The 25,660-nt window shown below is 71.7% G+C and carries 22 protein-coding genes and 1 pseudogene; 12 read left to right on the forward strand and 11 right to left on the reverse strand.

Going from position 1 to position 25,660, the window contains the following annotated elements; translation table 11 throughout:
- Window position 1: 1 nt before the first annotated feature.
- Together ACZ6C6_RS33690 and ACZ6C6_RS33695 are read right to left on the reverse strand one after the other, a co-directional pair.
- The gene (locus ACZ6C6_RS33690) at window positions 2-2,281 is read right to left on the reverse strand and encodes an ATP-binding cassette domain-containing protein (protein WP_469208485.1); all 2,280 of its coding nucleotides are present in this window, start codon (window positions 2,279-2,281) and stop codon (window positions 2-4) included.
- Between the two features lie 204 nt (window positions 2,282-2,485).
- The gene (locus ACZ6C6_RS33695) at window positions 2,486-2,812 is read right to left on the reverse strand and encodes a DUF5132 domain-containing protein (protein WP_469208487.1); all 327 of its coding nucleotides are present in this window, start codon (window positions 2,810-2,812) and stop codon (window positions 2,486-2,488) included.
- A gap of 511 nt (window positions 2,813-3,323) precedes the next feature.
- Between ACZ6C6_RS33695 and ACZ6C6_RS33700 the strand changes: the two genes are divergently transcribed.
- The 6 genes from ACZ6C6_RS33700 to ACZ6C6_RS33725 all read left to right on the forward strand — a co-directional run bounded on the left by ACZ6C6_RS33700 (window position 3,324) and on the right by ACZ6C6_RS33725 (window position 11,200).
- Window positions 3,324-4,907: an ABC transporter substrate-binding protein gene (locus ACZ6C6_RS33700; protein WP_469208489.1), complete on the forward strand. Its 1,584-nt coding sequence runs from the start codon at window positions 3,324-3,326 to the stop codon at window positions 4,905-4,907.
- Between the two features lie 14 nt (window positions 4,908-4,921).
- Window positions 4,922-5,890 (forward strand): ABC transporter permease, encoded by a 969-nt coding sequence (locus tag ACZ6C6_RS33705; protein ID WP_469208491.1) that lies wholly within the window; start codon window positions 4,922-4,924, stop codon window positions 5,888-5,890.
- Between the two features lie 2 nt (window positions 5,891-5,892).
- Complete coding sequence (locus ACZ6C6_RS33710) at window positions 5,893-7,758, forward strand: dipeptide/oligopeptide/nickel ABC transporter permease/ATP-binding protein (RefSeq protein WP_469208493.1); 1,866 nt, start codon at window positions 5,893-5,895, stop codon at window positions 7,756-7,758.
- Complete coding sequence (locus ACZ6C6_RS33715) at window positions 7,755-8,537, forward strand: ABC transporter ATP-binding protein (protein ID WP_469208495.1); 783 nt, start codon at window positions 7,755-7,757, stop codon at window positions 8,535-8,537. The genes ACZ6C6_RS33710 and ACZ6C6_RS33715 overlap by 4 nt, the downstream gene beginning before the upstream one ends.
- Window positions 8,538-8,708: 171 nt before the next feature.
- Window positions 8,709-9,746 carry a 3-oxoacyl-ACP synthase III family protein gene (locus ACZ6C6_RS33720; RefSeq protein WP_469208497.1) on the forward strand — a complete coding sequence of 346 codons (1,038 nt, stop codon included), beginning with the start codon at window positions 8,709-8,711 and terminating at the stop codon, window positions 9,744-9,746.
- A gap of 113 nt (window positions 9,747-9,859) precedes the next feature.
- The gene (locus ACZ6C6_RS33725) at window positions 9,860-11,200 is read left to right on the forward strand and encodes a type I glutamate--ammonia ligase (RefSeq protein WP_469208499.1); all 1,341 of its coding nucleotides are present in this window, start codon (window positions 9,860-9,862) and stop codon (window positions 11,198-11,200) included.
- A gap of 7 nt (window positions 11,201-11,207) precedes the next feature.
- On the opposite strand, the gene ACZ6C6_RS33730 is transcribed toward ACZ6C6_RS33725, so the two are convergent.
- The 3 genes from ACZ6C6_RS33730 to ACZ6C6_RS33740 all read right to left on the reverse strand — a co-directional run bounded on the left by ACZ6C6_RS33730 (window position 11,208) and on the right by ACZ6C6_RS33740 (window position 15,474).
- On the reverse strand, window positions 11,208-11,702 hold the full coding sequence (locus tag ACZ6C6_RS33730) for a GNAT family N-acetyltransferase (protein ID WP_469208501.1): 495 nt from the start codon (window positions 11,700-11,702) through the stop codon (window positions 11,208-11,210).
- Between the two features lie 8 nt (window positions 11,703-11,710).
- A complete protein-coding gene (locus ACZ6C6_RS33735; protein ID WP_469208532.1) occupies window positions 11,711-12,862 on the reverse strand; it encodes a type III PLP-dependent enzyme in 1,152 nt (383 codons plus the stop codon).
- A 458-nt stretch (window positions 12,863-13,320) separates the two neighbouring features.
- The gene (locus tag ACZ6C6_RS33740) at window positions 13,321-15,474 is read right to left on the reverse strand and encodes a M4 family metallopeptidase (protein WP_469208502.1); all 2,154 of its coding nucleotides are present in this window, start codon (window positions 15,472-15,474) and stop codon (window positions 13,321-13,323) included.
- Between the two features lie 179 nt (window positions 15,475-15,653).
- Here ACZ6C6_RS33740 and ACZ6C6_RS33745 point away from each other — a divergent pair, with 179 nt between their 5' ends.
- On the forward strand, window positions 15,654-18,401 hold the full coding sequence (locus ACZ6C6_RS33745) for a helix-turn-helix transcriptional regulator (RefSeq protein ID WP_469208504.1): 2,748 nt from the start codon (window positions 15,654-15,656) through the stop codon (window positions 18,399-18,401).
- A gap of 24 nt (window positions 18,402-18,425) precedes the next feature.
- Here ACZ6C6_RS33745 and ACZ6C6_RS33750 read toward each other — a convergent pair.
- Together ACZ6C6_RS33750 and ACZ6C6_RS33755 are read right to left on the reverse strand one after the other, a co-directional pair.
- A pseudogene (locus tag ACZ6C6_RS33750) lies at window positions 18,426-18,554 on the reverse strand (ISAzo13-like element transposase-related protein); the annotation flags it as partial.
- A 21-nt stretch (window positions 18,555-18,575) separates the two neighbouring features.
- On the reverse strand, window positions 18,576-19,016 hold the full coding sequence (locus ACZ6C6_RS33755; RefSeq protein WP_469208505.1) for a PASTA domain-containing protein: 441 nt from the start codon (window positions 19,014-19,016) through the stop codon (window positions 18,576-18,578).
- Between the two features lie 31 nt (window positions 19,017-19,047).
- Between ACZ6C6_RS33755 and ACZ6C6_RS33760 the strand changes: the two genes are divergently transcribed.
- Window positions 19,048-19,248: a hypothetical protein gene (locus ACZ6C6_RS33760; RefSeq protein ID WP_469208507.1), complete on the forward strand. Its 201-nt coding sequence runs from the start codon at window positions 19,048-19,050 to the stop codon at window positions 19,246-19,248.
- 270 nt (window positions 19,249-19,518) lie between these two features.
- Here ACZ6C6_RS33760 and ACZ6C6_RS33765 read toward each other — a convergent pair whose 3' ends face one another.
- Together ACZ6C6_RS33765 and ACZ6C6_RS33770 are read right to left on the reverse strand one after the other, a co-directional pair.
- Window positions 19,519-19,944: a hypothetical protein gene (locus ACZ6C6_RS33765; protein WP_469208509.1), complete on the reverse strand. Its 426-nt coding sequence runs from the start codon at window positions 19,942-19,944 to the stop codon at window positions 19,519-19,521.
- Between the two features lie 1,112 nt (window positions 19,945-21,056).
- Window positions 21,057-22,022: a pirin family protein gene (locus ACZ6C6_RS33770; RefSeq protein WP_469208511.1), complete on the reverse strand. Its 966-nt coding sequence runs from the start codon at window positions 22,020-22,022 to the stop codon at window positions 21,057-21,059.
- A 121-nt stretch (window positions 22,023-22,143) separates the two neighbouring features.
- Here ACZ6C6_RS33770 and ACZ6C6_RS33775 point away from each other — a divergent pair, with 121 nt between their 5' ends.
- Together ACZ6C6_RS33775 and ACZ6C6_RS33780 are read left to right on the forward strand one after the other, a co-directional pair.
- A complete protein-coding gene (locus ACZ6C6_RS33775; protein WP_469208513.1) occupies window positions 22,144-22,491 on the forward strand; it encodes a tetratricopeptide repeat protein in 348 nt (115 codons plus the stop codon).
- 66 nt (window positions 22,492-22,557) lie between these two features.
- The gene (locus ACZ6C6_RS33780) at window positions 22,558-23,052 is read left to right on the forward strand and encodes a GNAT family N-acetyltransferase (RefSeq protein ID WP_469208515.1); all 495 of its coding nucleotides are present in this window, start codon (window positions 22,558-22,560) and stop codon (window positions 23,050-23,052) included.
- A 71-nt stretch (window positions 23,053-23,123) separates the two neighbouring features.
- Here the strand turns inward: ACZ6C6_RS33780 and ACZ6C6_RS33785 are convergent, their stop codons facing one another.
- Both ACZ6C6_RS33785 and ACZ6C6_RS33790 read right to left on the reverse strand, forming a co-directional pair.
- Entirely contained in the window at window positions 23,124-23,903 is a 780-nt protein-coding gene (locus ACZ6C6_RS33785) for a CbtA family protein (RefSeq protein ID WP_469208517.1), read from the reverse strand.
- A gap of 28 nt (window positions 23,904-23,931) precedes the next feature.
- Window positions 23,932-24,147, reverse strand: coding sequence for a CbtB domain-containing protein (locus tag ACZ6C6_RS33790; protein WP_469208519.1), 216 nt, complete (start codon window positions 24,145-24,147; stop codon window positions 23,932-23,934).
- A gap of 261 nt (window positions 24,148-24,408) precedes the next feature.
- Between ACZ6C6_RS33790 and ACZ6C6_RS33795 the strand changes: the two genes are divergently transcribed.
- Together ACZ6C6_RS33795 and ACZ6C6_RS33800 are read left to right on the forward strand one after the other, a co-directional pair.
- A complete protein-coding gene (locus ACZ6C6_RS33795) occupies window positions 24,409-25,011 on the forward strand; it encodes a histidine phosphatase family protein (protein WP_469208534.1) in 603 nt (200 codons plus the stop codon).
- Between the two features lie 172 nt (window positions 25,012-25,183).
- Window positions 25,184-25,660 (forward strand): glycoside hydrolase family 16 protein (locus ACZ6C6_RS33800; protein WP_469208521.1); only part of this gene is annotated, 477 nt, incomplete at its 3' end.

The raw sequence follows: 25,660 nt of genomic DNA on the forward strand, positions 1-25,660 counted from the left end.
GTCAGGCGGCGAGTTCGCCGGCCTGGAGCTGCCAGAGAGATGCGTAGAGCCCGTGCTGGGCGAGGAGTTCGTCGTGGGTGCCCTGCTCGGCGACGATGCCGCCCTTGTCCAGGACGAGGATGCGGTCGGCGTGCCGGACCGTGGAGAGGCGGTGGGCGATGACGATCATGGTCCGGTCGGCCGCGAAGCTGTGCAGCGTGCGCTGGATGGCGGCCTCCGTCTCGTTGTCCACGGCGGAGGTGGCCTCGTCCAGGATGACGACGGGCGAGTCCTTGAGGATCGCGCGGGCCAGGGCGACGCGCTGCCGCTGGCCGCCGGAGAGCGCGGCGCCGCGTTCGCCGATGAGGGTGTCGTAGCCGTTCGGCAGGGTCGTGATGAAGGTGTGCGCCTCGGCCATCGCGGCGGCGCGGACGACGGCCTCGTCCGAGGCGCCGAAGCTGCCGTAGCGGATGTTGTCGGCGATGCTGCCGTCGAACAGGAACGGGTCCTGGGCGACGAAGCCGATGGCGTGGCGCAGGTCGTGGCGCCGCAGCTCCCGCACGTCCTGGCCGTCGAGCAGGACGCGGCCGGAGTCGGCGTCCTGGAAGCGCATGAGCAGCTTGGCGATCGTCGTCTTGCCGGAGCCCGTGGCACCGACCAGGGCGGTGACCCGTCCGGCGGGGATGGTCAGTGACAGGCTGTCCAGGGTCGCCGGGCGGCCGGGGTAGGCGAAGGTGACCTCGTCGAGGACGATCTGGCCGCGCACGGAGGGGAGTTCGACCGCGCCTTCCCCGTCGTCGGCCTCGACGGGCAGCTCGCGCAGGCGCTGGACCCGGTCGTAGGAGGCGAGGGTGCGCTGGTACTGGTCGGCGATGCCGCCGAGCCGGCTCATGCGCATGAGCAGCATCTGCGGGAGCCCGATCAGGGGGCTGAACACCTCGAAGCGCAGGGTGCCGTCGAGGACCGCGCGGCCGCCCACGAGCAGGGTGGCGGCCATGGACGCGGTGGTGCAGGCCCGAACGGTCTCGCCGTGGCGCAGGGTGCTGCGGTCGGTGCGGTGGCTGCTCTCCTGGACCGCGTCGCTGAGCCGGTCGACGCGCTCGGCCTCGTACGCCTCGGTGCAGAAGCTCTTGACGGTCGCACCGGCTTCCAGCGAGTTGATCACCTGGCTGCCGAGCCGGGCGCGGTGTTCACCGGTGGTGGCGTAGTCCGTGGCGGCCTTCTCCTGGTGGCGCAGCGACAGCCAGGCGATGACCGGGATCGGGAGGAGGGCGATCCAGGCGATCTGGGGTGCCAGCAGGAGGAAAGCCGGTACGAGAAGGGCCAGGCTGGTGCCGAGTTGCAGGACGTCGTTGGCCGGGCCCGCGAAGAAGGCGCCGAGCTGGCCGACGTCGTTGGTGAGGGTGCCGGCGACCCGGCTGGTCCGCTCGCCTTCCAGGTGGCCCAGTTCGAGGTGCTGGGCGTGCCGGTAGGTGCGGCCCCGCCAGTCGTGCTCGATGTCCTGGCCGAGCCGGCGCCATTGGAGGTTGGAGGCGTACGAGAGTCCGGCGACGGCGGCACAGGCCGCGGCAACCAGGCCGGCGAGGCCCAGGAGTTGGGCGGACGCGGTGGTCAGGCCGATCCGGGCCAGCGGTGCCGCCTCGCCCTTGATGAGGACCAGGCCGGTCCATCCGAGGAAGGTTCCGAGCGTCATCTCCGCTGCCTGGCACGCCACGGACAGGGCGGCGGCGCGGTAGAGGCGGGGGCGGTGCGGTCCGACGATCTCCAGCAGTGGGTGGCCCTCGGCGTCGGGCCCGGCCGCCTCGGCCGTTCCGCGCCACGCCTTCCGCAGGACGACCGCGGTCGCCGCGGCCACCCCGCCGACGGCCACCAACTGCCGCGTCAGGGGCGACCCCTTGACCAGCGCGGTGCCGGCCGCGACTCCGCCGCCGACGGCGAGCACCGGGCGCACGACCGGGCCGCGGTCCGCCCCGGTGGCCCGAGCGGACCGGTCCGTCGCCGCACGCCCCGTGGCGCCCGCTTCCCGCGCGAGCCGGGCGACGGTGCGGCTGACGATCCGGCCGACGTCCGTGGCGCGCAGCCGCCCGTCGTGGCGGACGAGCACCCTGCCGGTGACCGGGCTGGCCTGGGCCTCGGTGATCCCGGGGATGTGGCGCAGCGCGGCGGCGAGGATCTCGGCCGTCCGGGGGCGTCCGACGACGAGCCCGACGTCCCAGCGCTGGCGGCCCGGTGTGACCGAGCGAGGGCTCGCGGCCGGTTCCACGGAGCGGAATCCGGATGCGGCTCCCAGTAGCGATGGCATGTGTACGTTCACCTGATTTACGGAGGTCGCGGAAGGCCGTCACGGAGTCGGCGGATCACGGCGACGGAGCGGGGAATGAGATGCGGAGCGGGGGCCGGAGGGGGTGCGTGGGCGGGGCGGCCCGCGAACGGCCGCCACCCTGGCTCGTTCCGCCGCAGTCGGTCGGCGGGCGCGCCCGGTGGCGGCCGCGGGTCGCACAGGCCGTCAGTGCGTCTTTCCGGCGACGCTCTCGGCGGTCGCGCGGATCTTCGGGGCCCTCCGGTCCCCCTTGGCACCGGCTCCGGTCGCGTGCTGGCCGGGCACGGAGTGGCCCTCGGTCTCGCCGGCGGCGATCTGGGCGGCCACCACGTCGGCGGCGACCTCGGCCGCGAGGTCGTGGATGTTCTCCCCGGCCTCGTGCGCCGCCTTCTTCACCTCCATCGCGATTCCGACGGAAGCTTTGACGACTCCACCGACCAGCGGCTTCAGCAGACGCTTGGCCAGCGGCGCGACGATGAGCCCGACGAGAAACGGCGGTACTACAGGCGGCATGACGCTCCATCCTCTCCACGCATACGAATGACAGGGAAACCCGGGCACGACGAGAATGGGAGCGGCGCACGGCCGGGCGGAAATAGGCATTCCGTCTCGAAATCCGGTACGGGCCCGGGAAATCCGGTACCGAGCCGGGAAATCGATTTCCCGGACGCGGGAACACGCCGTCCGATCCCTTGATCACGGTAGTCGAATGACGACCGCCTGGGCCAAATGGATTCCCCTGGGTTCACTCATGTGAGTGTCCATGGCCATTTCTCGTGTCTGGAATTGAGCGCACCCCCGGAACGTTCCAGAATGATTATCCGACGAGTTTTTCCGAAACGTTCGGCCTGGCCCCTGCCCCGACGCCGCCGCTCCGCCCCGTACGGGTGAATCAGGATCGGCCGCCCCCGGTCGTCCCCGGCCGCGCCCGGCCCGGCGGGCGGGCACTTACTGGCGCTCGAACAGGCTTTCCGCGTAGGGAAGTTGGATCATCGAGCGCGCTCCCCGGTGGCACCATGGCGCCATGCTCCGACGCACCCCGCCGGCCGCCCTGACGGCCGCGCTCACCGCCTCGGCCCTCGCGCTGAGCGGCTGTGGCGGCGTCGCCCGCTCCTCGACGACCACCCCCCTGGTGGACCGCGGCACCGTCCGGATCGCCGAGGCCAGCGAGACGCCGAGCTTCGACCCGTACTCCGCCTTCGGCGCCTCCCAGGCCCGTTACGCCTACGACTCCCTCGTGAACCCCGACCCCGACGGCGGCCTCGTCACCGGCCTGGCCACCGACTGGCGGGCCACCGCGACCGACGCGGTGTTCACGCTCCGCGCGGGCGTCACCTGCTCCGACGGCACCCCCCTCACCGCTTCGGCGGTCGCCCGGTCGCTGACCTACGCGGCGGACCCGGACCACCAGCTCGCCGGGGCCCGTACGGTCCTGCCGAACGTCCCGTTCACGGCGCACGCGGACGACCGGGCGCGCACGGTCTCGGTGTCCGCCGCCGCCCCGTTCCCCTTTCTGATCCGTACCGTCGGGCTGCTGCCGGTCGTCTGCCCGGCCGGCCTGGACCGGCCCGGTTCGCTCGACCGCACCACGCAGGGCACGGGCCCCTATGTGCTGACCCGCTACTCCCCCGGCGGGCCGTACGAGTTCACCGTCCGCGACGGCTACACCTGGGGGCCCGCCGGTGCGACGACCGCCGAGCGCGGCCTGCCCGGGCGCATCGAGCTCTCGGTCGTCCCCCAGACGTCCACGGCGGCGAACCTCCTGCTGACCGGGGGCATCGACATCGCACGGGTGAGCGGACCCGACCGTGCCAGGCTCACCGGCCACGGCCTCGCCACCACCGAGGTCGCGACCGTCGTCGGGATGACCTTCTTCAACCAGCGCCCCGGCCGGATCCTCGCCGACCGTGCGGTGCGCCGGGCCCTGGTCGGCGCCCTCGACCGCCGGGGCCTCGCCAACGTCGCCGTGGGCGGAACCGGCAGCCCCGCCCGGGACTTCGGCGCCGAGGGGTCCGTCTGCCACGGAGACCTCGCCGACGCCCATCTGCCCGGACATGACGCCACCGACGCCCTGCGGGACGCGGGCTGGACCCGCTCGCCCGGCGGTCCCCTCACCAAGGACGGCCGGGCGCTCCGGCTCCGCCTGGTCACCAGTCCCGATCTCGGCCCGACCCTGGCATCGGTCGCCGAGCTGATGGCCCGGCAGTGGACGGCGCTCGGCGTGAAGGTCGAGCTGGTCTCCGAGAGCCTGCCCGCCCTGGTCAACGCGATGTACACGACCTCCGACTTCGATGTGGTGGTCGGCAGCACCCCGGGCTTCGCCCTGCCCGCGGGCTTCATCCCCTTCTTCTCCGGCCCCGCCCCCGCAGGCGGTCTCAACTTCGCGAGGGTGGCCAACCCGGAGTACGACGCCCTGGTCTCCCGGGCCCTCCGGGAGCCGGACACGACGGGCTGCGCCACCTGGAACAGAGCCGCCGCCGCGCTCCTCCGCTCGGCCGACGCGCTGCCCATCGCCGAGGGCCGCAGCGGCGTGTACGGACACCGCACCACGTTCACCACCACGTTCGGCGGTCAGCTCGTCCCCACGAGCATCCGCCTCCACCAGTGATCCCGGGACCCACCATGACCGTTCCCGCACTGCTGCGGCACCCCTGGACGGTGTTCCTGGGCCGCCGCGGCCTCCGGCTCCTCGTCTCGCTCGGCATCGTCCTCACCGCCTCCTTCGCGATGATCCGCCTCATCCCCGGCGACCCGGTACGGGCCGCACTCGGGGTGGACGCCGCCCCCGACCTGGTCGCCGCCCGGCGGCACGCGCTCGGGCTCGACATGCCGTTCCTGGCCCAGTACCAGCACTACATCGGCGGCCTCCTGCACGGCGACCTCGGCACCTCGCTGGTCACCGGGGCGCCGGTCGCGGAACTGGTCCGCACGCGGCTGCCGGCGACCCTGGCGATCGCCGGTCTCGCCTTCCTCACCGCGCTCGCCGTCGCCCTGCCCGGCGGCCTGCTCGCCGCCGTCCGCACCCGCGACGGCCGCCGCCCGCGCACCGAGCTGGCGTTCACCACGGTCACCGCCGGGCTGACCGGGGTGCCCGACTTCGTGCTCGCCGCCGGGCTCACCGCCCTGTTCGCCGTCGGCCTCCAGCTGTTCCCGGTGGCCGGTGCGGCGGGGGTCGCCTCGCTCGTACTCCCCGTCATCGCGCTCGCCCTCACCCCCACGGCCGTGCTCCTGCGCATCGTCAGGGTGGAGGCGCTGAAGGTGCTGAACGAGGACTACCTGCGTACCGCCCGGAGCAAGCGGCTGTCCGCCGCACGCCGCTATCTGCGGCACGCGGCACCGAACATGGCGTCCGCCGCGCTCACCGTCGCGGGAAGCCTGCTGCCCGCCCTGATCGCGGGCACGGTCCTGGTCGAGAAGGTGTTCGCCTGGCCCGGCATCGGGTCCGCGATGGCCCAGTCCGTGGTCGCGCAGGACTATCCGGTGGTCCAGGCCATGGTGCTGGTGCTCGGCACGACCGTGCTGCTCGCCGGACTCCTGGTCGATGTGCTGCTCGCGCTGCTCGACCCCCGCTCGGCGATCCGGGAGATGTGATCATGAGCCTTCCCGCCGGTCTCCGGCGCTCCCCCATGGCCTGGGTCACCGGGCTCATGCTGGCGTCACTCGTCGTCCTCGCCGTCGCCGGCCCGCTGTTCTGGGGCGCGGCGGCCGACGACCCGGACCCCTCGGCGGTGCTCCAGGGGCCTTCGGCGGCGCACCCGGCCGGCACGGACGGGCTCGGGCGGGACCTGCTGGCCCGCATCCTGACGGCCGCCCGGCCCTCGCTGCTGCTCGCGCTGGCGTCGGTCCTGCTCGGTGCGACGGCGGGCGTGTGCCTCGGGGCCTGCACGGCCGTCGTCGGCCGGCGCGCCCGCCGGCTGGCCGCCGGACTGATCAGCCTGCTGCTCGCGTTCCCGGCGCTGCTGGTCGCGATGTTCCTCGCGGTGGTGTTCGGCGCGGGCACGAGCGGGGCGGTGCTGGCCCTCGCCGCGGCGAGTGTGCCCGGCTTCGCGCGGCTGGCCCAGACCCTCGCGGCGGGCGTGGCGGGCACCGACCACCTGGCCGCCGCCCGGGTCCTCGGTCTGGGCCGCCTCCGGCTGCTGTGGCGCCATGTCCTGCCGAACATCGCCGAGCCGCTGCTGCTCAGCGTCACCACGGCGGCGGGCACCGCCCTGGTCGCGCTCTCGGGTCTGAGCTTCCTCGGTCTGGGCGTTCAGCCCCCGGGCTACGACTGGGGGCAGCTGCTCAGCCAGGGGCTCGACCGGATCTACGCCGAGCCGCTGCCCGCGCTCGCCCCGGGCCTGGCCCTGCTGTACGCGGCGCTGACGTTCCAGCTGCTGGGCGAGGTCCTGGCCGGGGGCGCCGCCCGGCGCGGCCGGGCAGTCCGCATCCCGGCGCAGCGGTCCGCGTCGAGCGGCCCGGCCGAGGCGGGGCAGGTCCTCCAGGTCGACGGCCTCACCGTCGAGCTGCCGACCCGGGCCGGCCCGGTCCGCCCGGTGCGCGGGGTGAGCCTGTCGCTGGGGCGGGGCGAGATCGTCGGGCTCGTCGGCGAGTCGGGGTCGGGCAAGTCGCTGACGGCGCTCGCCGTCGCGGACCTGCTCCCGTACGGCGCCCGGGTGTCCCGGCGTACGCTGCGGCTGCTCGGGACCGATCTCGGGGCGCTGACGCGCAAGGAGCGGGACCGGCATCTCGCGACGGGACTGTCGGTGATCTTCCAGAACCCCGCATCGGCGCTCAACCCGTCCCTGCGGATCGGCACGCAGCTCACCGAGGCGGTCAGGGCCCATCGCGGGGCGAGCCGCGCCGAGGCCGAGGCGCAGGCGACCGAGGCGCTGCGCCGCGTCGGCCTGTCCCCGGCGCTGCTGCGCTCGCGCCCGTACGAGCTCTCCGGCGGGCAGCGCCAGCGGGTGATGATCGCCGCCGCGCTGATGGTGCGGCCGGGGCTGATCATCGCGGACGAGCCGACGACCGCGCTCGACGTGACCGTGCAGCGGCAGATCACGCGGCTGCTCGTGGACATCCGGCGGGACACCTCCGCCGCGATCCTGTTCATCAGCCACGATGTAGCGCTGGTCGCCGAGTTCTGTGAGCGGGTGCTGGTCATGTACGCGGGGACGCTGGTCGAGGCCCTTCCCGTCGGCCGGCTCGCCGCGGGCACCCGGCACCCCTACACCCGGGCGCTCGTCTCGTCCGTCCCGGACCTCACCGCCGACCGCGACCGCCCGCTGCCGACGGTCGAGGGCGCTCCGCCGGATCCGCTCGCACCCTCCCCCGGCTGCGCGTTCGAGGCCCGGTGCCCGCGCCGCCGGGACCGCTGCGCCGAGCAGGCTCCGCCGCTGGACGACCTGGGCTCCGGCCACCGTGTCGCCTGCTGGTACCCGTTGCCGGTGACCGCGGCCCCGACGGCGGTGACCGCGTCATGACGGCCCTCCGGGTGGACGGCCTCACCGTCCGGCGCACCGGCCCCCGCGGCTCCTTCGCCGCCGTGGACGGGGTCTCGCTGGAGATCGCGCCGGGCACGACGCTGGGTCTCGTCGGGGAGTCGGGCTCCGGGAAGTCCACGCTGGCGGGGGCCATCGTGGGTCTGGTGCCGGTGCGGGCCGGCCGGATCCTGGTGGACGGCGAGGAGGTCCGCACCCGCACCGTCCGGGACCGGCGCAGGCTGGGCCGCCGGGTGCAGGTGGTCCTGCAGGACCCGGACACCGCGCTCGATCCACGTATGACCGCCGGTCAGGCACTGGCCGAGGCGGCCACGGTGTTCCGGCGGCTCGACCGGGCCGCCCGTGCGGAGCGCGTCGCCGAGCTGCTGGAACTGGTCGGCCTGGACGCCCGGCTCGCCGGCCGGCTGCCCCGGCAGCTGTCCGGGGGGCAGCGTCAGCGGGTCGCCCTGGCCCGCGCGCTGGCCGTCCGGCCGGGTCTGCTGATCGCCGACGAGATCACCTCGGCGCTGGACGTCTCGGTGCAGGCTTCCGTCCTGAACACGGTCCGCCGGCTTCAGCGGGAGCTCGGCCTGTCCATGTTGTTCATCGGCCACAATCTGCCGGCGGTCTGCCATGTCTCCGACGCGGTGGCGGTCATGCGGCACGGCCGGATCGTGGAGACCGCGACCACCGAGGCGCTCCTGCGTGCACCGGCCCACCCGTACACCCGGACGCTGCTCGACTCCGTGCCGTCCCTGCGTACTGCCCCGGAGGGGCAGTAGACGCCGTGACCACCGGTGAATGCATTTCCGCCATTCCGAAGTCAAGCTGCCGCGTAATTCCTCACGCTCACGGATTACCTCGCACTATTCCCGCTGTTTTTCCGTGAGACGATACGGCGGCTTCGGAATGCGACGGGGCCCTTCTCCAACCGCCTTCGAAAGGTACGGAATATGGGAGTTCTCGCGCCCGACCATCCCCTGTCCCACCAGACCGGTGCCGGGCTGTCCGTGCCGTTCGCCGTCGCCGGGACCGGGATGCACCTGCCGCCCGATGTCGTCACCAACCAGGAGCTGACGCGCACCCTGGACACGAGCGACGCATGGATCACGAGCCGCACCGGAATCCGCGAACGCCGTTGCCTGGCACCTCACTTGGCCACGTCCGACATGTGTGTGGCGGCCGCGCGTCCGGCACTGGAGGCGGCCGGGGTGGACGCGGCGGAGCTGGACGCGGTCATCGTCGCCAGCTATACGGGCGACCAGCCGCTCGTATCGACCGCGCTGATCGTCAAGGACGCCCTCGGTGCCCACCGTGCCCTGTCGCTGGACGTCACCCAGGCCGCCTGCGCCTCGGGCATCCAGGCCGTCCTGATCGCCGCGCACCTCCTCCAGAACCCCTCCATCGGCACGATTCTGGTCCTCGCGGCCGACTGCGCGTCCAGGATCACCGACCCCGCCGACCGCACGACGCGCGTCTTCTTCGGCGACGCGGCGGCGGCCGTCGTCCTCACCCGCCGCGAGACGCCGGGAGCCGGTCTGCTCTCGTACGATCTGGGCTCCCGGCTGTCGTACGACGTCCAGATCCCCGCCGGTGGCTCCCGGCTGCCCGCGAGCGGCGCCACGGTGGGCGCCGGGGAGCACTACCTGCGGATGGACGGGCGTGCCGTGTGGAACACCGCGACGACACGGCTTCCGGAGAGCATCCGCAGTGCCGCGCGCCAGGCCGGTGTGCGGGTCGACCAGGTCCGTCACTTCTTCCTGCATCAGGCGAACCTGAACATCCTCGACGAGACCCTGAAGGTCCTCGACGTCCCCCGCGAGCGCGCCGCCGTCACCATCGACCGGCTGGGCAACACCGGTTCGGCGGGGGTGTTCACCGCGCTGCACACCACGGTGGCCGCGGGTGCCCTGCTCCCCGGTGACGTCTATGTACTGTCCGGCATCGGCGCCGGCTTCCAGTGGGGCAGCCTCTGCCTCCGTCACGCCTGACCAGGGACTGCCCGCTTGGGCCCAAGTCACCTTGCCACGGCAGCCGTTCACGGACGGGTGAACTCCCGCCGGACCCGTGGCACATGCTCCGCCACGAGCGCCAGCATGGACACATGATCATCACGCGCTCCGGGGCCGAACGGGCCGCCCAGGCCCGGGCGGCCGAAGCCCAGCTCGCCACTGAAGGAATCGACGGGGTGGTGTTCGGCTGGGTCGACAACGCCGGGCTCACCCGGGTGAAATCGGTCCCCCTCGGCCAGCTCGCCCATGCCGCCGAGTTCGGCGTCGGCGCTCCGCCCTGCTTCGATTTCGCCCTAGTGGACGACTCGTTCACCTCCGCACCCTCCAGCACGGGCGCGGTGGGCGACCTGCGCCTCGTCCCCGATCTCGACCGGCTCACCCGCCTCGCGGCCCAGCCCGGCTGGGCCTGGGCCCCTGCCGACCGCCGCACCCAGGACGGCTCCCCGCACCCCGGCTGCCAGCGCGGCTTCGCACGCCGGGCCGCGGAGGCCGTCGAGCGGCGCGGCCTGACGGTGCGCGCCGGGATCGAGGTCGAGTGGTCGGTGGCCGACGCCTCCGGCAACCCGGCGGCGACCGGTCCCGGCTACGGCATGAGCCGCTTCGTCGAGCGCTCCGACTACCTCCGCGACGTGCTGCGCGCCCTCACCGCACAGGGGCTCACGGTCTCGCAGCTCCATCCCGAGTACGCCGCCGGGCAGTTCGAGGTCTCGGTGGCCGCCGAGGGTCCGGTCGAGGCGGCCGACACGACGATGCTGGTCCGCCACACCATCCGGGCCGTCTCCGCCCGGCACGGCCTGCGTGCCTCGTACGCCCCCGTCTTCACCGAGGGCGCGCTCGGCAACGGCGGCCACCTCCACATCAGCCTCTGGCGGGAGGGCCGCAACCTCGGCCACGGCGGCCCGGGGCCCCACGGGCTGCACCCCGAGGCGGAGCACTTCCTGGCGGGCGCGCTGACGGAACTGCCCGCGCTGCTCGCCCTGGGCGCACCGGGCGTCGCCTCCTATCTGCGCCTGGTCCCGGCCCACTTCGCGGGGGCGTACCGGTGCTGGGGTCTGGAGAACCGTGAGGCGGCGCTGCGTCTGATCACCGGCTCCGCCGCCGGACAGGCGAACGCCGAGTTCAAGTGCTTCGACGCCGCCGCCAACCCGTATCTGGCGGTGGGCGGCGTGCTGGCCGCCGGGCTCGCCGGCCTCGACGCCGCTCTGCCCCTCCCTCCCGAGACCAGGGGCGACCCGGCTGTCCTGGCCCCCGCCGAACGTCTCCCGGTCAGCCTGTCCGAGGCGGCCGACGCGTTCGAGAAGTCCGCGCCGCTCCGACGGGCGCTCGGCCGCGAGCTGTACGAGGCGGTGCTGGCGGTGCGGCGGGCGGAGGCGGAGCTGTTCGCGGGCCGCCCGGACGCGGAGGTCATCGAGGCGACCCGCTGGCAGTACTGACGGGGCGTCAGCGTGGGGCGTCCAGCTCCTGCGCCATGTAGACCGCGTCCGGGCCGTAGCTCGCGGGCAGCCGGATTCCGGGCCGGGCGCGGTAGCCGAGCGCGGACCACACCCCCCGTGTCCCGTGGACGGCGACCAGGGAGAGGGTCCGGTATCCGGCCGCCCGCCCCGCTTCCTCCAGGTGGCGGAGCAGCCGGGGGGCCAGACCCCGGCCGCGCAGCCGCTCGGCGATCACCACGTCGTGTACGTGCAGGTTGCTGCCCGTGAACCCTCCTTGTTCGAGCAGGCTCAGGTCCGGGCAGCGGCCGAGGGGGTAGGGCAGGGCGAGCAGGTAGCCGCCGACCATACCTTCGTACTCCAGCACGAAGCAGGTCGTCGGCGATGCGCGGTGCCGGGACCGCAGCGCGTCCTCCCCCTCCGAGAGGCCGCTCGCCGAGTAGGCGCGCCGCTCAGAGGCGACCACGTCTTCCCAGTCCTCCTCCCGGAGAGGGCGAATCGTCACGGAGTCCGTCATGAGCCACCGACACAGGTGTACGGCAGGGGCGCGAAGCCGTTGAAGCCCCGGGTGGTGTAGGCGGTGGCGTACGCGCCGCAGGAGTGGACCCAGACCGGGTCGCCCGAGGCGACCGCGTGCGGAACGCGCACCGGGCCGCCCTCCCGCGCGTACGCGTCGTCGCTGTCGCAGGTCGGCCCGGCCACCAGGGCCTCGACGAACCGTCCGCCGGGATGGGACGGGAACTCCAGCCGGTACCGCAACTGGTCCATCTCGTAGAGTCCGTTGAACTTTCCGCAGCTGAGGTAGAGCCAGTCCTCGCGGGTGCCGTCGAGCCGCAGACGGGAGGTCAGCCGGGCGACGTGGGCCCGGATGGCACCGTGGTCGGCTACCAGGTGGCGGCCGGGTTCCAGCAAGAATCGCAGGGGTCCCGCGTTGACGGCGCTCAGCCGTGCCATGCCGTCGCGAATCACCCGGAACATCTTGTCAATCGGCGGTTCCAGCGGGCGTCCGCACCGGTCCAGGACGCCCAGCGCCGGGAGACCTCCGCCAAGGTTGACCCGGTCCGGGACGATGCCCCGGCGGTTGAGCGCGTCCAGCAGGGCAGCCAGTATCTCGATCGCCTCTCCCCATGCCTCCGCCGTCATCTGCTGGGAGCCGACGTGCACCGAGAGCCCGGACGGCACAAGGCCGGCGGCCCGGGCTGCTCCGAGTACGCGCGGGGCGTCGTCCGGCGAGCAGCCGAACTTGTGGCTGAGCCCCCACAGCGCACCGTTCCCGGTGGTGGAGACCCGGCAGAACACCCTTGACCGGGGGGCGTGCCGGGCGATCGCGGCGACGTCCTCGCGGCTGTCGGTGGCGAAGTCGCGCACGCCGAGCCGGTACGCCTCGGCGATGTTGCGGTCGGACTTGACGGTGTTGCCGTAGTGGATGAGCCCCGGCGCCACCCCCGTGCGCAGCGCCTGGGCGATCTCCTGCGGCCCGGCGGCGTCGAAGCCGGAGCCGAGCCGGGCGAGGTGGCCGAGGACCTCGTCCACCGGGCACGCCTTCATCGCGAACCGCACTTCTACGCCCGGGAGTTCGGCGCGCAGGGCGGCGTACTGGCGTCCGATGCCGTCCAGGTCGTACACCAGGGTGTCCTCGGACGCTGCGGCGAGCGCGTCGCGCAGTGCGGACTGCCCTGTCGGGGTGTGTCTGCCGGTTCTGCCCCGGTCGTCCGCCCGGCGCTGCGCGGCGATCTGACGCGTGTCGGAGCAGTGAAGCGTCACGTACGAACTCCCAATCCGGTGGACGGCCGACGCCGAAGTCGTTCTGGCGGCCTGGAGATGAAGGAGGGAGCGCCCGGACCGGACGAGGCATCCGCCCCGTATTCCCTCCTCGCCACACTCTATGGAGATATGAGAGAGCGCCCGGCCGCTGCCGGAGGCTGGTCCAGGGGTATCGCCGGTGATTCCCGCGCCCCTGGCACGGCGCCGCTCACCGGGCCCTGCAACGGTGAACCACCCGAATGGCGCCGGCACGCGTGCCCTCGATCTTGACGACCGGCTCCGCCGGCGTGGCGGTGGCACCTGCGGCCGGAGCACCCGAGCAGGGCTCCGGCCGCAGGAGCTGAGGTGAGCGGAGTACGTCAGCCGACGGCGATGTCGTCGACCAGGAAGATGGTCGACAGGTAGGCGTCCTCGGTGCCGGCGAACTCCAGCTTCACTGCCTGGCCCTTGTAGGCGGACAGGTCGACGGTCCTCTGGACGTATCCGGAACCGGCGTTGGCGTTGGAGTAGGTGGCCAGGGTGGTGCCGTTGATCTTGACCTTGAGGGTGTCGTAGGCGGTGTAGCCGGATTCCTGGGTGGTGACCCTCAGCCAGAAGGTGAGCTTCGGGGCGCCTTCGGCGGGCACGGCGATGTCCGACTGCGAGAGCGACTCGATGGCGGCGGCCCCGTAGCCCATCATCCAGGCGTACGAGGACCCTCCACGCGCGGGCTGCAGGGGCGAGTTGGTGATGATGTCGTCGCTCTGCTTCCAGCCGCTGGTGCCCTGCTCGAAGCTGCCGTTGGTCAGTGCGTTCCCGCCGGGAGGCGTGGGGGTCGGCGACGGGTCGGGGGTGCCGGTGCCGGGGTCGGGCAGCGCGGTGCCGACGCTCACGGCCGCCCACGCCTTGGAGACGAGGTACCGCTCCTGGGAGTCGGCCCCGTACAGGTCCGCGGCGGCCTGCAGGGTGGCGGTGCGGGCGCCGGCGTAGTTGGTGGTGGAGGTCATGTAGGCGGACAGGGCGCGGTACCAGACGGCGGCCGCCTTGTCCTTGCCGATGCCGCTGAAGGTGTCGTTGTTGCAGGTGGTTCCGTTGTGCGAGCGTCCGCCGATGGTCTTCGCACCGGTGCCTTCGGCGGCCAGGTAGAAGAAGTGGTTGGCAATGCCTGAGGAGTAGTGGACGTCCACCGAGCCCGCGCCCGATGTCCAGCAGGAGAGCGAGTTCCCGTCGGCGGCAGGGTTGTCCATCCGGCGCATGTAGCCGCCGGACATGTTGAGTCTCTCGCCGATGTAGTAGTCGCCGGGATCGGCGGTGTTGTCGGCGTAGAACTCGACCATGGTTCCGAAGATGTCGCTGGTGGCCTCGTTGAGGCCGCCGGACTCGCCGGAGTAGTTGAGGTTGGCGGTGGCGGCGGTGACGCCGTGGCTCATCTCGTGGCCGGCCACGTCGAGCGCGGTCACGGGTGTGTTGCCGTTCTGCGATGAGCCGTCGCCGAAGGACATGCAGAAGCAGCTGTCGTCGTAGAAGGCGTTCAGCAGGCCGCTGTCGACGTGCACGTAGGCGGGGGCGCCGCGGCCGTCGTTGCGTATGCCGCTGCGGTTGAAGGCGTTCTTGTAATAGTCCCAGGTCTTGGCCAGGCCGTAGGAGGCGTCCACCGCGGCGCTCTCCCGGCTGGAGTTGGTGCCGTTGCCCCAGGCGTTGCTGCTCTTGGAGAAGGTCCGGGCGTTCTGCTTCGGATACGACTGCGGACTGTTGTAGGAGTCGTAGACGATCGTGCCGCCGTGCGCCGAGTCGGTGAGGGTGTAGCCGCTGCCGGACTGGGTGGTCTCGATGGAGACCTGGCCGACGGTGACGCCGTTGCCGGTGCCCGTGACGCTCTGGTGCAGCTCGTACTGGTCCAGTGCCGCGCCGCTGTTCGCGTCGACGATCACAGCCTGCTGTGAGGCAGGGCCGGTCTCGCCCGTGCCGGTGACGGTCGAACGGTAGGCGAGGACAGGCACCTTGCCGACCGCGTACACGACCAGCGTGCTGTCCTTGCTGCCTGCCTTCGCCTTCTTCACGTGCCTGGCGTGCTTCACGGCCTTGGCCGAGGCCTCGGCCGCCGACAGCTTCGGCGTGGTGCCGGGGAGGCGGATCGCGCCCTGGTGCGCCAGGTTCGATCCAGCGATCGTGCCGTTCTCGGCCAGGTGGACGACGAGGTCACCGCCGATCACGGCCATGCCTCTGTAGGTGCGGTCGTAGCGCACGTGCCGGGTGCCGTCGGCGTCGGAGAGGACGTCCTTGGCCACCAGGCGCTCGTGGGGACCGAGGCCGAGCTCGCGGGCGGTGGCGGCGGCGTTCCGGTCGGCCAGGCGTATCGCCTCGTCGCGTGCGTCGGCGGTCATCGCCCGGAAGCCGGCGCCGGGTCGTGCGGCGGACTCGCCGGCGGCCGGGGCGGCGTGGGTGGCCGCACTGGACTGGGTGGACACCACTGCCAGGGAGCCCAGGGCGAGGGTGGCCGCGACAGCGGCCGCCAGGGCGTTCTTGGGGTTCATCGGACATCCTTCCACCGGGCCTTGTCGGGGAAATGCCGCAGAACGTCATCTGGGGTGCGGGGGGTGTTCGGCAGCGGTTGGCCCGGCTGTGGCCATGAGGCTAGGGATGCGGGTGGCGGCCGACATCGGGGCAACCCCTTGATCTGGACGAGCGGGCCCGGCGGGCGCACCATGGCCCGATGCCAGACTCTCCGATGTGGATGAACACGTTCCACGAGGCCGGTCCCGCGCTGCCGGTCATGCGCGAGGACGTGCACCACATCCGCCGGACGGTCCTGTCCGGGCCGCCCGGAAGCGGCAAGACCTACGCGGCCGGGATCCTGGGACGGCGCCTGGGCCTGCCCGTCCAGCGGCTTGCCCCGCGACCGCAGGACGCCCGCGTTCCGTACGCCGGGCTGCTCGAACTCGCCCTGGCACTCCACGTGCATCCTGTCGCCAGGGAGCTGGCGGCCGAACTCGACGTGGCCGCCGACCGGCCGGACTCGCCGGACGATGCCGGTACGGCCCTGCGGCTCCGGCGGCGCACCGCCACCCTGCTACGGGGCGTTCCCCCGATGACGCTGGTGGTGGACAACGCCCAGTGGCTGGACGCGGCAAGCGTGGCCGTCCTGGGCTGGGCGCTGCGCCTCGCACCGGACCTGCCGGTCATCGCTGCCGAGCGCACCTGGCGCCCGGCAGGCGCGGAACACTGGTGCGGGGAGGACGTGTACGCGGTGCGCGTCCCGCCCTTGACGGCCTCTCAGGTGGCGACGGTGCTGGCCCCGTACCGGCTTGCCCCTCGCGAGATCACGCTCATCCACACCCACAGCGGCGGGAACCCGGCGCTGGCCCTGGCACTCGCCCAGGTCCGCGGCCACACCTCCGCGACACCGTTCGCCCCGGGCAGCGAGACCGGCCATCCCCTCCCTGCCGCGGCCCGCCAGTTGGTCGGCGAATGGCTGGGCACTGTGCCGGGAGAAGTCCAGGAGCTCCTGACGTTCGCCGCTCTCGACGACCGGCCGGACCTCGACCTGCTCGGCGACATCGCCGGCCCGGCGGCCGAGGCCCTCCTCGCGGAGGCCGAGGCGGCCGGGCTCATCGGCCTCGGACAGCCCGGCGGGACGCTCAGGTTCACCGCCTCCGCCATCGGCACCGAGCTCGTGGCCCGGCTGCCCGGCCACGCGCGCAGGCTCCTGCACGCCCGTCTGGCCGAGGTCTCCCGTGACGGCGTGCGGCGCGACCGGCACACCGCGCTCGCGGCCGATCCGACCGACCTGCGGTCGGCCCGGCACGCCGCACGCACAGCGGCGCGCGCGGCCGCACGCGCCCGGCTGCGCGGCGAACACGCGCTCGCCGCCGAACTGTCCCTCCTCGCCGCCCAGCGCACCCCGCAGGACGACAGCGACCTGTACACCGAGCGCGCCCTGACCGCCGTACGCGACGCCGGCCACTACGGCGACGTCTCCCGCGCCCGGGCCGCCGCCGGTCTCGTCCTGGGACACGACACCACGCCCGACCAACGCGTCGACGCCCTCATCGCGCTGATCGACGCGAGCGGGCAGCACCTGAACAGCGCGGACGAACTGTTCGCCGGCGCACTCCACGCGGCGGCCGGACATTCCGGCCTCGTCGCCCGGGTCCTCATCCGGCAATCCCTCTGGGCCAACGTCAACGAGGGCGACCCCCACCGCGCGTGTGCCCTCGCCGGCCGGGCCGCTGTCCTCGCCGAGGCGGCGGACGACACCTCCACCCTCGTCATGGCCCGCACTATGGAGGCCCGCTTCCAACGCATCCTCGGCCACCCGGACGCCGAGGTCTCACTCAGCCGCGCCCTGGCCCTGCCGCGCACGGCCGCCGTCCCCCTCAACGGCACACCTCAGCATCTCGCCGCCCGGCACGTCCTCTTCGACGACCGTCCGGACGAGGCGCGCACCGCACTGTTGCCCCTGCTCGTCGAGGCCGAACGGTCGGGGGACGCCGAGGCGACCGTGGACATCCTGCGCAGCCTCGCCGAAGCGGAACTCCGCGCCGGGCGGTGCGCCAGGGCACTCCAGCATGCCTGCCGCGCCCAGGCACTGACCGACCGGACCGCGCTGTCGTCCGCTCCCGCGCACTACACGTCCGCCCTCGTCGAGGGCGCCGCCCGGTGCGCCGATGTCGCCCTCGCCCACGCCCGCCGCGGCGCCGACACCGCCCGCCAGGAGGACAACAAGGTCTTCCTCTCCCGCAACCTCTTCGTCCTCGGGCATCTTCTCCTGACCACCGGCCGCCCCAAGGAGGCCCTGGAGGCGCTGGAGGAGGTGAGCGAGCTGGAGAAGCTCCAGCAGGTGCGCGACCCGTCCGTCCTCCGCTGGCAACCCGAACTCGCCGAGACCCTCATCTCCCTGGGCCGCCACGACCGGGCGCAGGGCCTGCTGGACGACACCCGCCGCACCGCGACCGCCCTGGGCAGGAGCGCGGTCCTCCCTTCGCTCGACCGCGCCCAGGCGCTTCTGGACGCCGCCCGCGGCGACTACGACGGCGCCGCCCGCCGCCTCGGCGACGCGGCCGACCGCCTCCGTCATCTGCCCGTCGAACGCGGCAGGACCCTGCTGGCACTCAGTCACACCGAACGCCGCGGACGGCGACGCGCGAGCGCCCGTGCGGCAGCACAGAGCGCGGTCGACCTCTTCACCCGCCACGAAGCACACCCCTGGGCCCGGACCGCCGCCCATGCCCTCGACCGGCTGGGAGCCGTCCCCACGGACAGCGGCGCCCGCCCCCGCCTCACCGGGGCCGAACGACGCTGCGCCGAACTCGCGGCCGCCGGAGCGAGCAACCGCGACATCGCCACCAGCCTCACCGTCAGCGTGAAGACGGTCGAGGCGACTCTCACCCGCGTCTACCGGAAACTCGGCCTGCGCTCCAGAGTGCAACTCGCGCGCGCTCTGGCCCCCGTGGGTGAATAGCCCGCCGCCTCCGGGCCCGACAGGGAGGTGACGGAGCCGGGCGTCCCTGTCGCGGTGCTGAGCGCCTTCGATGGTCTTGGTAGAGGCCCGCAGGCTGACGCCTTCCTCCCCGAGGAGGCCGGCGACCGTGTCGGCGGAGACCCGGTGGCCTGCCGGGTCAGCTCGATGCCGACCTCACGAGTTCGACGGGCACTTTCCTGCCGCGACGTACAATTTGACTTTTGCCGAGGCGTCGAACAGTTCGCCAGGTTTCGGGATTTGGCGGCAGATTTTTCCGTGCACCCGAGAGACGTCATGCCGGCCGACACCGCCGGGGCCTCTGTAGAACACATCAATGAACTGGCTGTTATATCCCTTCTTCAGCAGTTCATCGTAGGATTTTTTAAAGTCCTTCCCTATGAGATCAGGCGTCTCGGGGATTGACACATGAGCATTCCAATGAGTGGGGCACTTTTCCCCGCGCGGGACGGCACCGAAATCAATGGAGTCCGGGCCGAGTCCTTTTTTCGTCAGGCAAGCAGTCCAGAATTCCGCGTGTTGCAAATCCACCGTCCGGCCAAGGTCTGTCGCGTCTCGGACGGAGAATCCGAGTTCCTTCGCTGCGGCTTCTTTCATCCTTACGGGCAGACTGCCGGGAGGCAGGGACGTGGATGCAGATGCACTTCGCTCGACCGGGGCCGCAACGTCGGACGAATGGTTCGAGCAGCCTGCACTCAAGGCGATGACCGCCAAGATCGAAGCTGTACCCCTGCCAAGGGATTTCATTTTCATGACCCACTTTCCGTTACTGCTTCACAGCAGCCGCACTGACGATTCCTCGGTGGGCGCAAGGCGGTTTCGCCTGTGATCTGACGGGCTCAACGTCGCACGGACCGGCGGGCAGTGACGAGTTCTCATACACTCGCCGCTGCCCGCCTGCCACCGCTCGCGGATGAGTTGGACCCCGCCCCACGCAGTGCCGACTCGTTGGTCTGCGTAGAGGGCGGGGCACTTGGAGTCGGCTTCTTCCGAACGGACTTGGGAGATCCCAGAGCCGTTGACTCCGCCGTCAAGGGTGCGGCCGGCCCCCTATCCGGTCGAGAGCCGCGACCGGGGCCGGCTCCCGAGGAGTTCTAGCTCAGGCCCATACGTAGGTGCCGGAGTCCGTGTTCGGGTTGCAGCCGGAAGTCCAGTCGAGTCCGCCTGTCGGAGTGCCCTGGTAGTTGCCGGTGCACGACCAGATGACCAGCGGGGTGAGCTCCGCGATCTCCAGATTCTTCTCGTAGGTCGTGCCGGCACCCTTGTGGTTCCAGTAGTAGTAGGTGCTCGCTGCGCTCCCGTAGCTGAGGACGCCGATACCGGAGCGCCCGTCCGCCTTGAGGTCATAGACGGTGAATATTTCGCCGTAGGCCTTGAAGTGCGCCTTTGCCGGGAAATCGCCGCCGACGGGCCTGGCGTATGCCGTGCCGTCCTGGCTGCCGTCGGCGTGGCTGGTGGCAGCGCTCGCCATCGTGAACACAATGGCGGAAACCGCGACACCAAAGGCTCTTACGATCTTGTTCATGTCAACTCCTGTGAAAACAGTAGGTGTGTGCTGCAGGTGAAGAGTCGCCCCGGGCGCGCGCAAGTCGGCAGTCCCCCAGGAGGGGGCCGGCCAGCTGTTGCCTGAAGCGAGGACGCCCATCTGATGTGAACTGACGCGAGGTGCCGAACGACCGATGACGGCACCTCAAGCAGTCGGCCGCGAAGAAATGAGGGCACGACGGAGCCGGACGCGGTCGAGGTCTTGTGAATCTCGCATGCCGCTCGCGCGGAGTGCGACTCTCGCCCCCGTGCCGAGTGACTCACCTCAAGCCGCGGCACCCCGGCCGCTTGCACCCGAATTTCGGCGCACGTAATTCAGAGCGTCGCAAATCTGGTCATCGCGCACGTTGGTGATCAACCGAAAGGTCGAGGTTGCCGACATGCAACTCTCAACGGGAAGTTTCCAGGTGCTGGGTCGCCCGAGTCACCCCCAAAAAGGCTGTCCCGCAACCCTGGAGGCAGGCCAATAGGCCGCTACAGACAGATCAGCCCGTCCCGTTGTGTCCCCACCAGTCGTGTCAACGAGATCCCTATGAAGCGGGTCGAACGAGACACTGGTGCGCGAAATCCGGGACTACCGGACAGCCTTCAACAACCTTGGCTGGTGGCACTGCGCCCGACGGGCGCCTGTGCTGGATGTCGTGCGCCTGACTGCAGGCATCGCCGACAACAAAGGCGTCAGCAAAAAATGTCCCTTACGCATGAAGCGTTCCCCTCCCCAGAGGACAGCAGACTGCCAGACTCCCAAGTCGTCGCAGCCGCTGAGCTGTTTATAGCGCGAAGAGCGGTACCGGCCCCGTGCGCCAGTGCAAATCATAAGCGCCTCAAACGTCTTCAGCAAGCTCAACGATCACGAATGACTGGCCCATGAACCTATCTCTGAATCCGAATCCGCCCGGGGAACCGTGTGCAACCTGCAATGATCGCAGAAAGTCCGGTTTTGGCGTGTGGGAGCACGTAGCGAAATGCCTTGTTCATGCCCCTCTCGCAACCCACAGATGTCCCGGGCGGCCCAGGGCCGGCGCGCTGAAAGCCCATGTCCGAGAAAACAGTGAATAAAGCGACACCCCCTGCAAATGGAAGATAGGCAGCTCAGCGCACCCGCCCACGCGGCTTCAGCGCCACGTCCGGCAGCGCCGGAGCCGGGATCGGCGGCCCGTCGTAGCCGTGTACCGTGCCGAACCGGTCACCGTTCATCCACTCTTCCCGGGCCCGGGCGACCTCGTCCTGGGTCCTGCCCACGAAGTTCCACCACATGATCAGCTCTTCCTCGAACGGCTCGCCGCCCAGGAGCATCAGGCCCGCGTCCGACTCCGCGCGCAGCGGGAGCTCCGTGCGGCCGCAGCCGAGGTAGAGCATGGAGCCCGGGAGGACCGGGACGCCGTCCACCTCGGCCTCGCCGGACATCGAGAGCACGGCGTACTCGAAGTCGGGGTCCAGGGGGAGCCGGGCCTGGGCGCCCCGGGCCAGGGAGAGGTCGGCGCCCACGATCGGGGTGTACGCGGTGCCGGGCGAGGTGGCGCCGTCGAGTTCGCCCAGGATCACTGTGGCCGTGAGGCCGGGAGCGGTGACCGTGGGCAGGTCGCTGTGGTGCTGGAAGTGGGGTTCGGTGAAGCGGTGCGCGTCCGGGAGCGCCACCCACAGCTGGGCACCGTGGAGCAGCGCGGCGTGCTGCTTGGGGCTCTCCTCGGAGTGGCTGATCGCGCGCCCCGAGGTCATCAGGCCCAGTTCGCGCGGGCGGATCGTCTGGAGGCTGCCGAGGCTGTCGCGGTGCAGGACCTCGCCCTCGTGCAGCCAGCTGACGGTCTGGAGGCCCATGTGCGGGTGCGGCGGCACCTGCATCCCGGGTTCGTCGGCGATGTCGTCGGGGCCGTAGTGGTCCACGAAGGCCCAGGCGCCGACCATCCGGCGGCCCAGGTTGGGCAGCAGCCTGCGGACCTCGGTGGACTCACCGAGCCGCACCTTGCGCGGGGCCAGCAGTTCACGTACCGGCTCCGCAACGACGAAACCGCGGCCCCCGCAGACGCTGGGGACGGCCTGGCGATCGAGATTGCTCATGGCGCTCAACCTATTCCGCTGCGGGTGGGGGCGGGTGGCACCCACGCCGGACATTTAGTGGAATGTTAAACCACCTGTGGGTGTTGTGCGGATCGGACACCCGCCCGACCGAGGAGACGACATGAGCGATACCTACTACGAGTTCGGCACCGCGGCCGAGCGCTGGGAGCGCGCGGGGTTCTTCTTCGACGCGAAGGAGTACACGACCGCGGCCCGCATCCTGGACGGCCTCGTCGCGGAGGTCCCGGAGCAGGTCGCGCCCCGGCTGCTGCTGGCCCGCGCCTACTACCACTCGGCGAGCCTCGGGCGGGCCGAGACGGAACTCCGTGCCGTTCTGGAGCGCGACCCGGTGGAGCACTACGCCCGCCTGATGCTCGGCCGGACGCTGGAGCGCCAGGGCCGGCAGGCCGAGGCGGACACGCAGCTCAGGCTGGCCGCCGCGCTGTCCGGTGACCTGGAGGGTGTCTGACCGGACACGCGCACCCGCCGTATTCCAGGTGCCCGGCACCCCGGCCGCGTGATAGTCCACGGGACCATGACCGACCTTGAAACGCCACGCCTGATCCTGCGCCTGCTGGCTCCCGCCGACGCCGAACACGTCGCCGCCGGTTCGCCGCCGCCCGGGGCCCGCTGGGCCCCGGGCTACCCCTCCCCCGGCGAGCGGGGGGCCGCCGCGCGCTTCCTCGCCACCTGCGCGGAGAGCGGCGATCCGAGCCCCTTCGGTTCGTACGCGATACGGCTCCGCTCCGACGGTGCGGTCATCGGGGGCATCGGCTTCCACAGCGCGCCGGACGAGCGGGGCGGGGTCACGATCGGCTACGGGCTCGTGGAGTCCGCGCGCGGACAGGGTTACGCCTCCGAGGCGCTCCGGGCACTGCTCCGGTTCGCCCGGGAACAGGGCGTGGTCCGGGTGCGCGGGGATGCCGACACCGACAACATCCCCTCGCAGCGCGTCATGACGGCGGCCGGAATGCGCCTCGTGGACGAGGACGCCTCGCTGAAGTACTACCTGGCCGAGTGGACGGCGTAGAAGCGTGGAACGGACGGAGCCCGCCGGGATCACCCGGCGGGCTCCGTCGTACAGCGGCACGTACGCGGGCGTCAGCCCACGGCGGCGGCCGTCCGGTTCGCCCGGCCGCCCGCCGGCGTGTCGGCCCTCGGCACCAGCAGCCGTTCTGTGAGGTGGCCGAAGACCAGGCCGAAGGCGGTCCACAGCGTGGCCTGCACGGCGAGGGTGGCCAGCCGGAACTGCCACAGCAGCGTGGCCGGGAAGTCCTTGCCGACCTCGTTGAAGGAGGGCAGGAACACATAGGCGAGGGCGATCAGCAGGACGTAACCGGCCGCCGCCGCGACCGTGGCGTTCCAGTTGCCCAGACGGGGTGCCAGCCGCTTGCCGACGAGGACGGCGGCGACCGCGAGCAGCACACTCAGGGCGACCATCAGGAAGAACAACGCGGTGCGTCTGCCGATGGTGTCGGGGTTGCCGACGGCCGGCGGGTTGGCCGGGTACTTCAGGAACGGCACGATGTACACACTCACCAGCGCCGCGCCCGCGATCAGGGCGGCCGTGGCGCGCGGGCCGAACCGGCCCGTCCGGCCCAGCGCGTAGCAGAAGACGAGCGCGGTAATGCCGCCGGCCGCGACGCCGAAGACCAGGACACCGGTGGCCAGGCCCGCGGTGGACTGCACACCGCGGCTGACTAGTTCCTCGGCGGCGCCGTGGTGGTGGCCGTGGGCGCTGTGCGCGGCCTCTTCGAGCGCGATGGCCGCGTCGACCCGTGACTCGCCGAGGAAGTAGGCGACGAGCAGCGCGAGCGCGCCCGCGACCAGTCCGGCCAGCATGCCGCGGACCAGCAGGGCTCTGACAGATATGGAGTTCATGAGGGATTCCCCTGGATCAGCCGGTCGGTCAGTGGCAGGGGAAGCCGAGGAGGTGACGGCCGTCGTGGACCCACTCGTGGACGCTTTCGCCCGAGATGACGGCCGTGGCGCCCTGTTCGGCGCCGACGAAGTAGAGCAGGACCAGCATGAGGATGCCGAAGAAGACCGCCCAAGGGGCAATGACCTTCAGGGAGATGGGGGTGATGGCGGATGCGCCGGTTGCGGGGGCAGCACTCTGTGCCATGGCAGAACCTCCTGTGGGAACACGCGTCCCGATCGTGGTGCCTGAGACGAAGGTGCTGGGTCTGACTTCCCGCGTGCGCGGGTACACAGTGGCGCGACCGTGCCGGATTCTCACCGGACTTCCGTCACACCCTCGTCATGTCGCCGCGACCATACCCCCTGGAGACCGGGCACCGCCATGCCGCGTATCAGCGGTCCGCGGGGCCCGGATGCCATGGTGTGCTTGGCCGTGGGGCCGATGTTCGGGGAGTTGAGGGTGGTAGTGACGGTACGGGTGATGTGGATCTCCCCGGCGATGAACGCGGCGCTGCGCGAGGCCCGGTTCGCCGGTGACGCCGCGCTGGACGCGTCGGGGGTGCGGGCGGCCCGACTGGCCGCGGCGCACGTTCCGGACGCGGACCGGGCGGTGCACGCGCCGTCCGAGCGGTGTGCCCGGACGGCGGAGGAGCTGGGTCTGCGTTCGACGGGCGAACCCGCCTTGCGCGACTGGGAGTTGGGGCGCTGGTCGGCTGCCCGGCTGGACGAGGTGAGCGCACGGGAACCGGAGCAGGTCGCGGCCTGGCTGGCCGACCCGTCGGCCGCCCCGCACGGCGGCGAGTCGCTGATCGGCCTCTGCGCCAGGGCGGGGGCCTGGCTCGACTCGCTGAACGGCGCCGGTCGGGTGTTGGCTGTCGCCGAACCGTCCCTGGTACGCGCGGCCGTGGTCCACGCGCTGGCCCTGCCGCCGCAGGCGTTCTGGCGCCTCGATGTCGCCCCGCTCTCACTGACGGAGCTGAGCGGGCGCGCGGGGCGCTGGAACCTCCGCGTCGGGCGCCCGCTCTCCGACGTGCCCGGCGGCCGGGGGGCGCACCGGGGTGCGCCATGAGCCGGACGTGCAAGAACTGTGGTCCGTACCGGAGCCTTGACACTCCGTTGGTTCACTTCTTAAATCACGTAGTGAACTAAAGCACCATCATCCCCCCACGTGATGGCCATGCCCCCACTTGTCATATGCATGACGCATCACATGTCCCCGTCCCGCACGGGAAGGAACGTTCATGAACTCCCCCTACCGGGCCAGGCGTCTCCTGGTCCCCGCTCTCTCCGTACTCGCTCTGGTCGCCACCACGTCCGGCCTGGCGTCGGGCGCCCCCAGGCAGCCGGACACCGTCTCCGCCGCCACGACGACGTTCTCCGACGAGTTCGACGGCGCGGCCGGTTCGGCCGTGGACGGCAGCAAGTGGCAGATCGAGACCGGCGACAACGTCAACAACCACGAGCGGCAGTACTACACCTCCGGCAACAAGAACGCCGCGCTGGACGGGCAGGGACATCTGGTCATCACCGCCCGCAAGGAGAACCCCTCCAACTACCAGTGCTGGTACGGCACCTGTCAGTACACCTCGGCGCGGCTGAACACCTCCGGCAAGTTCACCCAGGCCTACGGCCACGTCGAGGCGCGCATGAAGATCCCGCGCGGCCAGGGCATGTGGCCCGCCTTCTGGATGCTCGGCAGCGACATCGGACAGGTCGGC

This window comes from Streptomyces sp. NPDC041814, assembly GCF_055590565.1.